At 73.3% G+C, this 16,426-nt stretch carries 6 protein-coding genes; 4 read left to right on the top strand and 2 right to left on the bottom strand.

What is annotated here, in order from left to right; all coding sequences use genetic code 11:
- Positions 1-66: 66 nt before the first annotated feature.
- Together OG792_RS19915 and OG792_RS19910 are read right to left on the bottom strand one after the other, a co-directional pair.
- Positions 67-1,113 carry an extracellular solute-binding protein gene (locus OG792_RS19915; RefSeq protein ID WP_329101025.1) on the bottom strand — a complete coding sequence of 349 codons (1,047 nt, stop codon included), beginning with the start codon at positions 1,111-1,113 and terminating at the stop codon, positions 67-69.
- A 37-nt stretch (positions 1,114-1,150) separates the two neighbouring features.
- Positions 1,151-2,302 (bottom strand): ROK family protein, encoded by a 1,152-nt coding sequence (locus OG792_RS19910; protein ID WP_329101023.1) that lies wholly within the window; start codon positions 2,300-2,302, stop codon positions 1,151-1,153.
- Positions 2,303-2,787: 485 nt separating this feature from the next.
- On the opposite strand from OG792_RS19910, the gene OG792_RS19905 reads away from it, so the two are divergent.
- The 4 genes from OG792_RS19905 (at position 2,788) to OG792_RS19890 (ending at position 16,425) form a co-directional block, all read left to right on the top strand.
- Positions 2,788-6,072 carry a BTAD domain-containing putative transcriptional regulator gene (locus tag OG792_RS19905; RefSeq protein WP_329101021.1) on the top strand — a complete coding sequence of 1,095 codons (3,285 nt, stop codon included), beginning with the start codon at positions 2,788-2,790 and terminating at the stop codon, positions 6,070-6,072.
- A gap of 204 nt (positions 6,073-6,276) precedes the next feature.
- Complete coding sequence (locus OG792_RS19900; RefSeq protein WP_329101019.1) at positions 6,277-8,169, top strand: bifunctional 3-(3-hydroxy-phenyl)propionate/3-hydroxycinnamic acid hydroxylase; 1,893 nt, start codon at positions 6,277-6,279, stop codon at positions 8,167-8,169.
- Between the two features lie 41 nt (positions 8,170-8,210).
- Positions 8,211-12,644, top strand: coding sequence for a peptidoglycan-binding protein (locus OG792_RS19895; RefSeq protein ID WP_329101017.1), 4,434 nt, complete (start codon positions 8,211-8,213; stop codon positions 12,642-12,644).
- A 91-nt stretch (positions 12,645-12,735) separates the two neighbouring features.
- On the top strand, positions 12,736-16,425 hold the full coding sequence (locus OG792_RS19890) for a DUF6603 domain-containing protein (RefSeq protein ID WP_329101015.1): 3,690 nt from the start codon (positions 12,736-12,738) through the stop codon (positions 16,423-16,425).
- Position 16,426: the final 1 nt, after the last annotated feature.

Genomic DNA, 16,426 nt, shown 5'->3' with positions numbered 1-16,426 from the left:
GGTGTTCGGATACCAGCGGACGGCGGCGCCGGACCGGGCGGTCGCACCGGTCCGGCGCCGTGCCGGTCAGCCCTTGTTCTTGATCTGGGCGTTCCAGTGGTTGATCCACTCGGTCTCGTTCTTGGCGATCACGTTCCAGTCGACGTCCATCGGCTTCAGATCGAGCTGGGCCAGCCACTCCGGCTGGTCGGCGATCTCCACGGCCGGGATCTGGTAGTAGTCCCGGGCCAGGTCCGCGCGCAGCTTGTCGTCGAAGAGGTACTCGATGAACTTCTGCGCGCCGGTGGTGTTGTCGCCCTTGATCGCGGCGAGCCCGTCGACCAGGATCGGTGCGCCGGAGGCGGGGATGACGTAGCCGAACGGCATGTTCGACTGGTCGGCCTGGAGCAGGATGTCCTGGAGGTTCCAGGCACTGAGCGTCCCCTGCTGGCGGGAGAGCTTCAGGTAGAGGTCGGCCGGGTTGGCCGCGTACGCACCGGTGTTCGCGTCGAGCTTGCGCAGCCAGTCGTAACCGGGCTGCGGGTCGCTGCCGTCCTTGGACAGCCGCTGGATCATCGAGGCGTAGATCGACCGCATGGTTCCGGACGCGGCCACGTCGCGGATGATGACCTTGTCTTTCCACTGCGGAGCGAGCAGGTCGTCCCAGTCCTTCGGCGCCTGTTCGGCGGTGAGCGCCTTGTTGTTGTACATGATCACCTCGGGCAGCAGGATCTCCCCGAACCACCGGCCGTCGGCGTCCCTGTACTGGGCGTCCATCTTCTCGGCGAAGGTCGGCTGCCAGGCCGCCAGCAGGTCCTCGGACGCTCCCGTGGCGAGCCCCTGCTGGGTGCCACCCCACCAGACGTCGGCCTGCGGGTTCGCCTTCTCGGCACGTACCCGCTCCAGGATCTCCTGGGCGCCCAGGTTGAGGACCTCGACCTTCCCCTTGTACTCGGGGAACTTGCCGGTGAACTGTTCCACGACGTAGTCGGTGACCTTCTTGTCCCGCGCGGTGTAGATCACCAGCTTGTCCACGCTCGCGCTGGCGGCGGAATCGTCCGCGGCACCACCGCAGGCGGTGCCGGCGGCGAGGACCGCGGCCAGGGTTCCGGCAAGTACTAGTCGACGTCTCATGGGGGTACCTCCGAGGGGGATGGGGGAACTGCGGTAGTCAGGGCGAGGGAAGCAGGGTCGGCAGGCCGGTGGCGGCGGCCGAGAGGGCGTAGCTGATCGCGCCGTGCAGGACGGCGCGGTCGCCGAGGAGGGCTCGGCGCACCTCGGTGGTGGCCGGCGCGGCCTCCGCGACCAGGGCCTGGATTCGTTCGAGCGCCGGGTCGTCGAGTTGGGCGGCGGCACCGCTGAGCAGGACCCGGCCGGGATCCACCACGCAGACGCAGGCGACGATCAGCCGGGCCCACGCGCGCAGCACCTCGTCGAGGTAGCGGGCCGCCGCGTCGTCGGTGCGCGACAGTTCGACCAGGGTCTGCACGGGACGGACCGGACGACGACCCGGCCGCAGGGCGACGACCCGCTCGGCGATCGCGTTCGCCGACCAGCGTTCCTCGAACGGCCCGACGCCGTCGTGTCCCTGCGGAGCCGGATCGAGCGGCAGGAAGCCGACCTCGCCGGCCGCCCCGCCGGCACCCCGGCGGACGTGGCCGTCCAGGACCAGTCCGGCACCGATACCGTCCGCCACGTGCAGCAGCAGCAGGTCGGCGACGTCGGCACCGGCACCGACGGCGTGCTCACCGGCGGCCATCAGGTTGACGTCGTTGTCCACCACTACCGGTACGCCCAGCCGCTGCTGCACCGACTCACCCACCGGGCGGCCCTCGACGAGGCCGACCGAGGGCGCCAGCCGGACCGCCCCACCGGAGGAGACACCGGGTGCGGCGATGGCGATCCCGCGCAGTGCGGGCAGTCCGTCACCGGCCAGTTCCGGTACCGACCGGCAGACGGTGTCGACGATGTCGCCGCTGAACCGGACCACGCGGTGCGCTATCACCTCGCCGTCGCTGTCGGCGATCTCGCAGCTGATCCGGGCGGGTTCCAGTGCGACCGCCGCTACCAGTTCGGCGCGCGGGTTGAACTCCAGCATCGCGCGGGGACGCCCGGCACGGGAGGTGCCGGGGCCGCGCTCGATCAGGTAACCCTCGGCGATCAGCTCACGGACCAGGGGCGTGAGGGTGGCGGGACTGAGCCCGGTGAGCTCGGTGAGCTCGGCACGGGACAGCACCCGTACCTGCCGGGCGGTCGAGATCACGGAACTCCGCTTGATCTCCTTGGACCGCTCCCGGCTGATCGGGCTCACTGGTGGTGTCACCACGTCAATCACACTTCCTTCCTACGGCGAACGAACTATCTGCGTCAAGTAACGAATCGGCCACGACGGCTCTCGGTGGGGCTACGAACAGCCCAAACTTGGCCACAGCAGGAGAAGTTGGGCGGGAAACGGTGGTCATTCGATCCTCGCCGGCGCCGTCATTGAGCCCTCTTGCTTTCTTCTCCGAAAGAAGTAAGGGCTCGGGGCATCGACGATCACGACGACGATCCTCGCCGTCGCCCGGTGGCGGCTCGCGTAGGGGCTGCCGGATCGAACGCGTGACGTGGGTGCATGCTCGGGCCACCGTCGGCAAGCTGGCTGTGCGGCCCCGAACAAGGCCACAACGCCGCACCGATCATCGGCGAGGCTTGTCCAATCAGGTCGTGCCGCCGACCCGACCGGTGCGCCGAACGGTGGTCGTCAGGTCAGCCACGCGCGCTGCGATACTCAAACCTCGGGCATGTCGAGACCACCGTGGTGATGGTGTGCAGTTTCAGATGTTGGGTCCGCCGGAGATCCTCCGCGATGGCCGGGTGGTGCCGATCGGGGGACCGAAACAGCAAGCCCTGCTCGTCCTGTTCCTGCTTCGACCGAATCGGTACGTCTCCGCCGACTGGCTGGTCGACGCGCTCTGGGACGGGCGGCCGCCGGCGAGCGCGGAGATGACACTGCGGACGTACGTCGCCGGGCTGCGCCGGGCCGTCGAGCCCCAGCGCTCCCCCCGCGAGCCCGCCCGGGTCCTGCTGAGCCGCTCGAAGGGGTACGAGCTGCGAGTGCCGGTCGAATCCATCGACGCGGTCCGGTTCGACCGGCTGCTCGGACGGGCGGCGGACGCGTTCTCGGCCGGCGACCCGGCAACGGCGGAACGCTGCTACACCGAGGCGCTGGCGCTGTGGCGGGGGGAACCGCTGGCCGGGGTGGCGGAGCTGACGGTGGTCCGCCCGGAGGCGGTGCGCCTGACCGAGCTGCGGCTCGGCGCCGAGGAGGGGCGGTTCACCGCGGCCCTCGCCGACGGGGTGTCGGGCGGCGGCGGCGAACCGGCCGCGACCGGTCGACACGCGAGCCTGCTGACCGAGCTGGGCCGGTTCGTGTCGGCGAACCCGGCGCGCGAGGGCGCCCGCGCGCAACTGATGCTGGCGCTGTACCGGCGCGGCCGGCAGACCGAGGCGCTCGCCGTCTTCGACGAGGGCCGCCGGATCCTGGCCGACGAGTACGGGCTCGATCCCGGTGAACAGTTGCGCGAGGCGCACCGGCTGATCCTGGACCAGGCCGTGCCGTCGACCCCGACGCCGCGCGCTACGCCAGATCCGACCCCGACCCCGACCCCGACCCCGACCGTCGCCCCGCCGCGCCAGGTTCCCACCTCGACCCTCGTCCCACCGGGCCCGGTTCCGTTCTCAACCATCGCTTTGTCGAGCCCGGCTCCATCCTCGACCGTTGGTTCATCGAGCCCGGCTCCATTTTCGGCCGTCACTCCGCCGGATCCGAACCCGACCGCCGCCGGGCTGGTCGGGCGCGGTGCCGAGTTGGACCGGTTGACCGAGACGCTGGGCGTGGCGATCCGGCGGGCCGGTCGGGTGGCGACCGTGGTGGGCGATCCGGGGATCGGCAAGACCAGCCTCGCCACCGCGCTCGGTGAACTCGCGCGGGCGGACGGCGTACCGGTGGTGTGGGGACGTTGCCCGGACGTCGGGCAGGCGCCGCCGTTCTGGCTGTGGAGCCAGGTCGTACGCGAACTCGTGGCGATGCCCGAGGCGGAGCCCATCGCCTCGGCCCACGGGCTCGGCGTGTTCGCGCTCGATCCGCCGGCCGGCCCGGCGGAGGAGAGCGGACCCGACCCGACCGCCCGCTTTCGCGCGTACGAGGCCGTCTCGGCGCTGGTCCGGACCGTGGCGAGGCGACGCGGTCTGCTGATCGTGCTGGACGACCTGCACGCCGCCGACCCCGACTCGCTGCTGCTGCTGCGGTACCTCTCCTCGCTCCTGGCCGGGTCCCGGGCCCTCGTCGTCGCCACCCTGCGGCCGTACGGCCACGACGCGGCACTGGTGGCGACCGTCGCCGAGCTGGCCCGGGGGCCGGGATTCAGCCAGCTCCCGGTGACCGGACTGGACGCCTCGTCGGTCGCCGACCTCGTCCGGGACCGGACCGGCGTACCGCCGCCCGAGCGGGTCGTGGCGCGGCTGGTGACCCGTACCGGCGGGAACCCGTTCTTCATCACCGAACTGCTCCGGGCGCGCACCGACCCGGCCACCGGGGAACTGCCACCCAGCATCCGGGACACCGTACGGCTGCGACTCGGCGGGCTGCCCGGCGCCGCTCGGGACTGCCTCGACCTGCTCAGCGTGGCCGGACACGCCCTCGAACTGCGGGTGATGGCCACCGTCCTGGACACGCCGGCCGCGCAGGTCGCCGACGGGCTTGCCACGGCGTACACGGCCGCGCTGCTGATCGAGGCCGGACCGGGGTCGGTCGGGTTCCGCCACCCACTCTTCGCCGAGGTCACGTACGCCGAACTGCCGCCGCCGCGCCGGGCCGCGCTGCACGCCCGGCTGGCCGTCGGGTACGAGCGGGCCGGCGACGTCGCCCCGGCCGAGTTGGCCCACCACTACGGTCAGGCGATCGGGCTCGGCCACGGCGACGACCATCTGCGGTGGTCGCTGCTCGCCGCCGACGACGCGACCCGACGGGTCGCCTACGAGGACGCGCTCGGGCATCTCGACCGGGCCGCCCGCCGGCTGGCCCCGACGGCCGACGTCTCACCCCGTGCGGCGCAGACCGAACTCCGGGTCCAACTGCGTCGGGCCGCGCTGTTGCAGATGACGGCCGGCGTCGGCAGCGACGCCGTCGACCAGGTCTGCGCCCGCGCCCGGGACCTGTTGGCGCTGGTCGGGCCGGAGGCGGACGTCCGCTCCGCGCTCTGGGTGCTGGGCGAGGTGGCGGCCAACCGGGCCGAGTTCGAAATCTGCGTCGACATCGCCCGCCGGCTGGTCCGGGCCGAGGACGACGGGACCGGTCTGATCGCCGTGGCCGGCGAGTACCTGCTGGGTGTCGTCGCCTACCTCGCCGGCCGGCTCGCCGAGGCGGAACACCACCTGGGGGCGGCGGTCGACGGGCTGCGCGCCGTGGATCCGGGGCTGCTCGGCGAGCAGATCGGCCGGCGGCCGGTGCTGGCCGCGTACAACTTCCGAGCGCTGGTCCGGTCGCTGCGCGGCGACGCGGCCGGCGGTCGGGCGGACATCGCCGCCGCCGAGACGCTGGCCGAGGAGCTGGCCGACCCGTACGGCCGGGCGAACGCCGCCCTCTTCGCCGGCTGGATGGGGTTGCAGGAGCGGGACGTCCCCGCCGTCCGGGCGGCGGCCGGGCGGTGCCGGGAGATCGGCCGGGACAGCGGCCTGCCGCATTTCGTCACCACCGGCGCGTTCTTCACCGAGTGGGTCGCGGCACGCAGCGGTGATCCGGGCCGGCTGCCGGCGATGCGTGCCGCCGGGGACGCGATCTACCGGCTCGGACTGCGTTCCACCCGCACCATCACGGTCGCGGCGATGGCCGAGGCGTACCTGGCCGCCGGTGACCCGACGACCGCCCTGGCCCTGGCCGACGAGGGGCTGGCGGTGGCGGAGCGGACGGGGGAGCGCGTCCTCGTCGCGGAGCTGTACCGGGTACGTGGCCTCGCCGGCCCCGACCCGGCGGATCTGGACACCGGATCGTGGCTCGCCGCCGAGCAGGGCGCCGGGATGCTGCTGGCCCGCTTCCCCACCGAGGACCGCTGACCGGACCGGCGGCCTGATCGGGTCCGGCGAGAGCGACGGGAGAGCCGGCTCCACGGCGTCTCCACGCGATCTCCACGTCGCCTCCACGGGTTCGGTCCACACCGGTTCCACGGGACCTCCATGCCGCCCTGGTGTCGTGTTCACCGTCGAGGCGGGCAGCCGGTGGGCCGCTCGCGGTGAACCGCGTACCGGAGGGGCAGTCTCATGCGTCCAGTCGAGCCACCATGGACAGACGCCCTCCGCGAGGTCGACGTGGTGGTCGTCGGCTGCGGCCCGGTCGGCGCGCTGACCGCGAACCTGCTCGGCGCGCGGGGCGTGGACACGCTGGTCGTGGAGCGGAGTACGACCCCGCACGGCCAGTCGCGGGCGTTTTCCTGCGACGACGAGGCGCTGCGCGTCTACCAGCAGGCCGGCCTGCTCGACCGGGTACGGGCGGAGGTGAGCGTCCCGCCGCTCGCCGAGTACGTCAACCGCCGCGGCCGGGTCTTCGCCCGGATCGCCCTGTCGGAGATCGACTTCGGTTACGGGCATCCGCCGCTGCACTTCTTCGACCAGCCCCGGCTCGAACGGGCCCTGCGGGCCGGGCTGGACCGGTTCGACCACGTCCGGCTCGCCCTCGGCACCGAGCTGGTGACCCTGGACCAGGACGGGGACCGGGTGAACCTGGTCCTGCGGGACGTCGCCACCGGGCGGGAGTGGACCGTGCGCGCCCGCTACGTGCTCGGCTGCGACGGCGCCCGCAGCCGTACCCGGGCGGCGGCCGGGATCGGGCTGGTCGGGCGCAGCTACGCCGAGCCGTGGTTGGCGGTCTCCGGGGCGGCGCAGCCGTCGGCCGTACGGGTCGAACACACCACCTTCGTCTGCGACTGGCGCCGCCCCGCCTTCGTGTCGCCCGGTGCGGGCGGCACCTACCGCGTCGAGCTGATGCTTCGGCCGGGCGAGACCGAGGCCGAACTGCTCCGGCCGGAGAGCGTCGCCGCCCTGGTCGAGCCGTACGTCGACCCGGAGCGGTTCACCGTCGACCGGGCGGTGGTCTACCACTTCCACCGGCTCGTCGCCCGGCGCTGGCGATCCGGTCGGGTGTTCCTGCTCGGCGACGCGGCCCACCAGATGCCACCCTTTCTCGGCCAGGGACTGTGCAGCGGGCTGCGGGACGCGGCGAACCTGTCCTGGAAGCTCGCCCTGGTCCTCGCCGGTCACGCCGACCCGGCGCTGCTCGACACGTACGAGCGGGAACGTCGGCCGCACACGGTGGCGATGCTGCGCACGAGCGTACGGCTGGGTCGGGTCTTCCTGACCCGTGACCGCCGCGCCGCCTGGCTGCGGGACAGCCTGCTGCGGGCGGTCCAGACCGTTCCCCGGGTACGCCGGTTCGTCGAGCGCTTCGAGTTCAAGCCGGTACCGGCGTACCGGCGGGGGCTGATGGCCGGTGGCCGCCGACGCGGCGCCGTCGGGACGATGTTCCCGCAGCCCAGTGTCCTTGTCCCGGGCGAGGTCGGCCCGGTCCCGCTCGACCGGCTCCTCGGGGACGGCTTCGCGCTGCTCGGGCGACCCGAGTCCGTCGACCGACTCGACCGGGCCAGCGCCGCCGCCGATACCGACCGTCCTGCCGCCGACCGTCCTGCCGCCGACCGTGCTGGCGCCGACCGTCCTGCCGCCGACCGTGCTGCTGCTGCCGCCGCCGACGACGCCGATGCCGACCGCGCCGCTGACGCGGGACGTGCCGGGGCGGGAGACCGGCCGGGAACGGACTGGCCGGTGGCGGTGCGGCACGTCGTCGTCCACCCGCCCGGTACGCGGCCGTCGAGCCTGGACCGACCACGGATCGGGCGAACCGGCGAGCGGCAGTCCCGCCGGGGCGGTCCGGTGGAGCGGGTGGATGTCGTCGACGTGGACGGCGTACTCGGTGAATGGCTGCGGCGGCACCGCGCCGACCTGGTGCTGCTGCGTCCCGACCGGTTCGTCTACGCGGTCGCCACGTCCGCCGGGATCGACCGGGTCGGGCGCGACCTCGGTGCCGCCCTCCGCCCGATCCGCCACGCCCGGCCCGGACCGGGTGACGCCGCCGGCCCCGAAGCCGTTCCGAGTTTGTCGTAGTGACGGGAGTGCACCATGCCGCAGAAAGCCGGGGAACCGTGTTGAGCGAGGTCCCCGCCGCCGAGACGTCCACCCTGGACGCCGCCGCCGGCCCGCCACCGTTTGTCGTCTGTGGACCGATGCTGCGCCGGGTCGACCCGGTCGGGGTGACCGTCTTCGTCGCCGTCCGCGCCGCCTGCATCGTGACGCTGACGATCTTCGAGGCTGCCGGATCGGCTCGTGGGCCGGTGGTGGCCAGCGGAAGCCGGGCCGCGCGGCGGCTCGGCGACGGACTGTACGTGGTCGCGGTCCAGGCCACCGGAACGCTGCGCCCCGGCCAGCTGTACGGCTACGACCTCGCCTTCTCCGGCTCCGCCGGCACCTGGGGTTCGTTGCTGGACCCGACCGTGGTGGCCGCCACCCCGGACCAGGCCCTGGGGGTGCTGACCTACGCGGCGCAGCCGGGAGCCGGCGCCTCCGTACCGAGGTATCCGAGCTTCGCCACCCCGCCGGCCGAACCCGGTCGACTCCGGATCTTCCACGGCTCGTGCCGGAACCCGCTCGGCGAGGGCATGGACGCCTTCCCGGCGCTGGACCCGATCATCGCCGAGGCGGTCGGCGACCCGGACCAACGCCCGCACCAGCTCGTCCTCACCGGCGACCAGATCTACGCCGACAACGTCGCCGACGTGCTGCTGGCGATGATCCAGGGGCACAGCGCGGTGCCGGCCCGGCCCGGGGAGCCGGCCGTGCCCGCCCGGCCCGGGATCGCCGACAGCCTCGGCATGGGCCCGGAGGCGCTCCCGGTCAGCACCACCAACCAGCCGACCGACCGGACGTTCCCGCCGGGCCTGCGCGCCCCCGCGCTCACCGCGACGGCCAGGTTCACCACGCACCAGGCCGACAGCCACCTGATGTCGCTGCGCGAGTACGTCTGCATGTACCTGCTGGTCTGGTCCGACCAGCCCTGGCCCGCGACGTACCCGAGATTCGAGGACGTCTTCCCGGTGGAAACCCGCATCCTCCAGGACCCGCAGGGGCGCGCGGCCGGGGATACCCTCTACGACCAGCTGATCGGTGGGCGGCCGTACACGCTCACGGCGGCGCAGCGGCCGATCGTGGAACGCTTCCGGCGCTGGCACGAGCAGGCATTGCAGCTCAGGATCTTCCAGCAGGGCCTGCCTGCGGTCCGTCGGCAACTCGCCAACGTGCCGACCTACATGGTCGCCGACGACCACGAGGTCAGCGACGACTGGAACATGACCCGAGCCTGGGTCACCAACGCGGTCGTCGAGGCGCCGCTGGGCCGCCGGATCGTCCGCAACGCGCTGGCCGCGTACGCGTTGTTCCAGTCCTGGGGCAACGACCCGGCGCGGTTCGCCGAGTCCGGCCCGGCCGGCGAACCCGGACGGGAGATGTTGGCCGCGCTCGGCGGGTGGCTCGGTGCGCCGAACCCCACCGACGACCTGCGGCTCTGCACCCGGCTCGGGCTGCCGACCGGGGTCGACGCGGACGGGCGGATGCTCCGGCCGACCGGAGCGTTGGTCTACCACTTCACGGTGACCTGGCCGAAGTACCAGCTCATCGCCCTGGACACCCGGACCTGGCGGGAGTTCCCGACCGGTACGAAGCCCGGCGGACTGCTGCTGGCCGACCAACCGCTCAACGAGATGCTCACCGGCGGCGGGGTGCTGGACGACGAGGCGCTCACCGTGCTCGCCCAGCCGATCGCGCTGTTCGGCATGCCGCTGCTGGAGCGGGTGATCCAACCGCTGGCCCAGGTCCCGCTCGGCCGGTACGGCGCCGACCTGGACGACGCCTGGATGCAGAGCGAAGCCGCCCTGCACAAGTTCCTCGGCCGGCTGCTCTCCGCCGCGCCACCCGGCCCGGACGGGATCCGGCGGCGTCGGGTGGTCCTGCTCGGTGGCGACATCCACTTCGGGTTCGCCGAGCGGATCCGGTACTCGGCGACGCTGCCCTACGCCTGCGGACCGGACCCGGCGAAGCCGTTCGAGGGGATCAACCGGACCGAGGGGGTGTTGGCCGGCTTCGTCTCCAGCGCGCTGCGCAACGAGGCGTCGATGACCCGACTGCTGCACGTGACCGGCTACGCCCCGGTGCTCGACGTCCAGCGCCGACTCGACCTGGTCGGCTGGGCCAACGAGGACAGGGGGAAGGAGGGGCAGCGGCGCCACGTCGGGACCGAGGTCGCGGTGGCCGCCGACGCCGGGGCCGGCGTCGGGGTCGGCTGGTGGGCCTACGGCCGCCCCGCCGTCGGCGACCTCGACGGGCTCAAACTGCTCTCCGAGCCGCCGGAGTGGAGCGTCCAGGTCCAGTTCCTCCGGCACGACGAGAGCGACCCGGCGGCGCCGGGCGACGAGCCGGCGCAACCGGTACTGGATCCGGACGGGCTCACACCCCGACAGAAACTGGACCAGTACGCCGCCGCGGCCGGCAACCTGGAGAAGTGGTTCGGCCGCTGGGGCACCGGCCGGGAGATCGTCGGGCACAACAATCTCGGCGAGCTGCGCTTCACCTGGCCGACCGGACAGGGCAAGACGGCCACCCAGCGACTCTGGTGGTACGCCCCGGACGGCCGCCCGGCGCCGCTGACCACCCACACCGTCGACCTCGGCTACGGCTGCTCGCTGCTCACCCCGGCCCCGTACGGCGGCTACGTCCTCCACCCCGACGACCGCGACGCGGAGGACCCGGACCCGGAGAACCCGGCGAAACCGAAGCCCGCGCGCTACGGCGGGGTCGACCGGCCGGCCGAACCGGTCATCGAGAAGTTGGTCGACCGGTTGCAGTCCGAACTCGCCGAACTCGGCTTCGACCACCAGCCGAAGCCCGGCGAGTACGACCTGCACACGTACTGGGCGGTGCGGGAGTTCCAGACCCACGCCCGCGCGGACCGGGTCGCGTACGAGCGGCCCGGCGACACCGCCGCCCGCTACTCCGACCGTCTGGAGCCGGTCGAGGTGCCCGAGGCCGAGCGTTACCTCGGGCCGATCCACGGGTTCGCCGACCTGCCGACCCAGGTCGCCATCAAACACTGGCTGGACAAGCGCTGGCGTGCCCCGGTCGTGGTGGAGTCGTGGCAGGTCGCCGGCCGCACCCCGCAGCGCCTGGCGGCGCCGAACGTCTGGCGCTCCGACGTCGACCTGCCGGCCGACCAGCGGCTCTACGCGCGGGTGGTGACCGGACGTCCGCCCGACGCCGGGCCGGCCCCGACCAACCATCCCGAGCTGATTGCGCTGGGCGTCCGCAACAGCCGGCCCGACCAGCCGGAATGGGCGGGACCGGTCGTCGAACCCGTCTCCGAGCTGCTCCCGGAGCACCTGCTGCCCCGCCCGGACGGGCAGGTGACCGGACCGTCGCTGCGGGTGCTCGTCACGAACGCCGGGAGCAACAATCCGGCGATCGCCGAGCCTGCCGGGCGCCAGCTCTCCACCTTCAAGGTGCTGCGCGCGGTCGCCGAGAACACCCGGCCCGGCTCGACCGGCGGCTACTTCGACGTGGTCGACGGGGACGACCGGGCGCTGCTGCGGGTCGGCCCGTACGGCTGGGCTGCCGACGGGCCCCGCCCGGCACCGCCGGTGAACCCGCCGCCCTTCACCCTGCGCGCCGAACCCGGCCAGTTCTGGGCCTGGCTGGCCGCGTTGCGCGCCACCGATCGGGACGCGTACGACGCCCTGGGTGGGCTGGCCGGGTTGGTCGGCACCCCGGGATTCGGCAAGGACGGCGCCGCGCTGCTCCTTCCCGAACTGCGGGTGCTGCGGGCCCGGATGGGGCTCACCGGGCCGGACGCGGGCACCCCGGTCGTGATCGAGGGCTGGCCGGACGTGCTGCCGCTGCGGGGCTGGCACTGGGTGCACCGGTTCACCCTGGCGCTGCGCACCCACGACGGCGTACGCCGGTCCATCTGGCAGTTCGCCCGGCAGGGTCTGCACGACCTGCTCGGCACCGCCTGGGATCCGCCGGACGTGGCGCGGCGCAGCGTGCCGGACGTACCCGGTGCGGATCACAAGCCTCGGCGGGTACGCGTCGGCGACCTGTTCACCTCGGAACGGGCGGTCGCCCTGCTCGCCTGCTGGCAGGCGTATCGCGCCGACCAACTCGTGGCCCTCGGTACGCCGCAGGACGGGGAGCCGAACACGCAGCGGATCGTGCCGCGTGCCGGCAGCGCGCTGCGGGCCGTACTCGTTCGGGCGCGCGCCCTCGGCCCGGACTTCTCCGGCCCGCCGACCGGCTGGGCCGACGCGCACGAGCAGGCCCTGATCACCGCGCTCGGCGAGGTCGCCGGGGCCGACGCCGAGGTGGCGGCGGCGCTGACCGGGGTGCGGTCCTGGCCGCAGTGGCCGGACGGCCTCGACTACCGGCTACCGGTCGAGGAACTGGGCACCGAGCCGGGCGAGCCGGTCGAGCCGGGCCTGTCGGCACTGCGCGGCTCACTGCGGTTGGACACCACCGGCCTGCCCCGGTTCGTCGCGTGAGCGGCGGGATCGCGCCGGTGTGGTTGAGGCAGGACCGGCGGGCGGGGACGGACGAGGACCGAGCGGTGTGGACGGGAGAGGAGGGGTCGGGATGACCGACGAGGAGACCGGGGCGAGCCGGAACGCGCTCGCCGTGCTCTGGGGCGAGCTGCTGGCCGTGGCCGCGCCGGTGCTGGCCGCGGTGGACCCGTGGCGGCGGGTGCGGCTGATGCGGGCACTCGGCTGGGACCTGTTGGCCGTCACCGGCGACGACGCGGCCGCGGTGCAGGACTGGGTGGCGACGATCGAACCGACGCTGGACGCGCTGAGCGAGGCGCTGGCCGACGCCGACTCGCTCAGCGGCCTGATCGGGGCGGGTGGCGCCGCCGCTGAGGCGTTCGGGAAACTCGGCGCGCTGCCGCCCGCACTCCAGGGCAAGCTGCCGGAGTTCGACGGCCTGGCCGAGGAACTCGCCGACGACCTGGTCGACCACCTGATCCTGGTCTACCTGCGGGACCGGGTGCCGTGGACGCTGCCGCTACTGACCCTGCTCGGCCTGCTCGTCCCCGCCGCCGAGCACGATCCCAGCCCGGCCCTGCCGGCCGGCGAGAATCCGATCCGGCTGCCCCGCCGCCGCGACGAGCTGCGGTTGGACCGGATCGCGGACGTGATCGGGGACCCGGAGGCGTACTTCGTCGACCTGTACGCGAAGGAGGGCTGGGACACCCAGACCAAGGTCGAGAAGATGGCTGGGCGGATCCTGCCCCGGCTCGCGAGCCTGCTCGGCGCGCTCGGCGTGCAGGCGTCGTACGGCGTGGTTCCCAACGTCGGTCCGGACCAGGGCGAGGCGGGTCGACGGCTCGCCGACGCCCTGCTCCGGGTCCGCTTCTCCGGCCCGCGTACGGCCACCGGTGAACCGCCGTCGACGGCATTGGACGCCGGTTGGACGCCCAGGATCAGCGGCGGGTTCAACCTCGGGCTGGCCTCGTGGGACAGCCTGCTCACGGTGATCCTGGCGCCGGCCGGCGAGGTGAACGTGACCGGCGCGATCGGGTCGTGGAACGTCGCCACCGAGTTGAGCGGGTCCGGCCCGCTGATCGCGATCAACTCGGCCGGGGTGACCGTCGCGGGCGAGGAGTCCGAGGTGCGGTTCGCCGCCGAGGTCGCCCGGATCGCCGCCGCCGACGAGGCGGGCTGGGTCTTCGGCGCCCCGGACGGCAGTCACCTGGCGATCGGACAGCTCGTGCTCGGTGCCCGCGCGACACTCGGCACCGGACGGGACGACATCGCGCTGCTGCTCCGCGCCGGACGGGCCGAACTCGTGGTGCAGCCCGGCGACGGGGACGGGCTGCTCCGCAAGCTGCTGCCCGCGGACGGGCTGCGGATCGCCTTCGACCTCGGCCTCGGCTGGTCGCTGCGGACCGGACTGCACCTGGCCGGTGCCGCCGCCCTGACCGCCGAGTACCCGATGCACCTGAGCCGGTGGGGCGTGCACCTGAAGGGGCTGCGGATCGCTCTCGTCGGCGACAGCGCGGCCGGCCGGGTCAGCCTGATACTCACCACTCACGTAGAGGCCGAGATCGGCCCGTTCAGCGCGAACATATCGAACATCGGCATCCGCGCCGACCTGACCTTCCCGTCCGCGCTGCCGCCCGGCACGGACGACGGTGCCCCGGTCGGGAACCTCGGCGCGGCCGACCTGGCGCCCCGGTTCGAGCCGCCGAACGGCATGAGCCTCCACTTCGACCAGGGCTTCCTGCGCGGCGGCGGCTACCTCTTCCGCGACCAGCCCCGGGGCATGTACGCCGGCGCGTTGCAGCTCGCCATCGACTTCAACGAGAACGGCTCCACCACCGGCGGCTTCCAGGTGCAGCTCATCGCGGTGCTGAACACCCGCAACACCGATGGCAGCCGGATCATCGAGGCCGACGGCGACGAGACGTTCTCGCTGCTCGCCGTCGGCAGCGTCCAATGGTCCCCGGGGCTGATGCTCTTCTGGGGAATCTCGCTCACCGGCCTCGGCGTGGTGTTCGGGCACAACCGGCGCAGCAACCCGGAGGAGATCGGCAAGGCGGCCCGCGCCGGCACCCTCGACCACCTGCTCTTCCCGGAGGACCCGGTCGGCCGGGCCCCGGAGATCGTCGCCACGCTGAGTCGGCTCTTCCCGGTCGACCCGAGCGGCACGGTCATCGGCGCCATGGCCCGGCTCGACTTCCTGAGCGGCAAGGTCACGGTGGACCTGGCCGTACTGGTCGAGTTCCCCGCGCCGGTGCGCATCCTGCTGCTCGGCAAGCTCGTGATCGACCTCGGGAAGCTCGGCAAACTCCAACTGCACATCGCCGGCGTGTACGACATCGACCGCAAGGAGGTCAGCCTCGACGCCGGACTGGCCGACTCGAAACTGTTCGGGCGGCCGGTCAGCGGCGAGATGGCCCTGCGCGCCGGCTGGGGCGAGCGGGACCACTTCACGCTCGCGATCGGCGGGTTCCATCCCCGGATGCCGTACCCGGCGCGGTTCCCGAGGCTCAAACGGCTCACGGTCGTGGTCGTGGGCGACGGCAAGAGCATCGACGGCAAGAGCGGCAACGGCGTCACGATCTCCGGATACCTGGCGCTGACCGGCAACAGCCTCCAGTTCGGCGGCGAGGCGTTCGCGCGCTTCGAGGCGGCCGGGTTCCTCGTCGAGGGCCGGGCCTGGCTCGACGCCCTGGTCCAGTTTGACCCGTTCTGGTTCAACCTGGAGGTCGGCGCCGTACTGTCGGTCAAGTTCCGTGGCACCGAACTACTCGCGGTCACCGCGATACTCGGGGTCAGCGGACCCGCCCTGTGGCGGTTCTGGGGTGAACTGCGGTTCAAGCTCCTCTTCATCGACGTGTCGACGCGGTGGGACCTGAGCGGCGGGGAGGAGACGGCCGACCGCGAACCGGTCTCCTTCAACGTCACCGGCCTGCTCGCCGGGACACTGAAGAACCCGCGGACCTGGCAGGTCCGGTACACCGGGGTCGGCGGCGAACCGGTCACGTTGCAGCCGGTCCGGGCCGCGCCGGACGTGCTGGTGCTGGCCCCGGACGCCACCCTCGCCGTACGGCAGAACGTGCTCCCGTTCGACGTCGACCTGCAACGGTTCGGCACCTCCCGGATCGAGGGGCCGAACCGGTTCCGCCTGGTTGAGGTCCGGGCCGGCGGCGAGGGCGGGGTGACCGGCGAACTCGGCGATCCGCTCACCGACGACTTCGCCCCCGGACAGTTCCGCGACCTCACCCCGGAGGAGCAGCTGACCGTCCCCGGCTTCGAGCGGCTGCCCGCCGGGGCGACGGTGTCCCTACCGAAGGGCACCGCGCTGCCCGACCCGCAGAGCACGGTCTTCGCCGGGCTCTCCGGTGACGAGGCATGGGACCGGGTGATCATCGACGATCCCGGTGACGGCGGTCGACCGATGCCGGCCCGGCCGGTGACCGCCCTGGCCGCGCGGCAGCCGGACCGGCTGCTCACCCTCTTCGCCTCGACCGGGCCGGCGGCGAACGCCCGTACCCGGACCACCGGGACCGCCCGCTTCGGCGGTCTCGGTCTCGGGGTGGCCGACGCCGGTCCGTCCTGGGTGCCCGGTCCGCGGCCGCGATCGGGCCGCCGCGACCGGACGGCCGCCCGGACGGCCGCCCGGACGACGGCCGAGGCACTGCCCAGCGCGACGCAGGCCGCCGCGCTCGCCCCCGGCGGCGACCGGGCCCGGCTGGTCCGCCGGCGCACCGTCACCGTCCCGTATCCGACCATCGCCCTCACCACACCCCGGAAGGTGTCCTGAC

It is taken from the genome of Micromonospora sp. NBC_01699 (genome assembly GCF_036250065.1).
Lineage (GTDB): Bacteria > Actinomycetota > Actinomycetes > Mycobacteriales > Micromonosporaceae > Micromonospora_G.
The sequence above is the reverse complement of the archived record's forward strand: the minus strand, read 5'-3'. Positions and strand labels throughout refer to the sequence as shown.

Bases quoted from the DNA above. Each gene is read 5' to 3' on its own strand.
- OG792_RS19900 (WP_329101019.1), top strand. From the start codon at position 6,277: ATGCGTCCAGTCGAGCCACCATGGACAGACGCCCTCCGCGAGGTCGAC.
- OG792_RS19890 (WP_329101015.1), top strand. From the start codon at position 12,736: ATGACCGACGAGGAGACCGGGGCGAGCCGGAACGCGCTCGCCGTGCTC.
- OG792_RS19915 (WP_329101025.1), bottom strand. From the start codon at position 1,113: ATGAGACGTCGACTAGTACTTGCCGGAACCCTGGCCGCGGTCCTCGCC.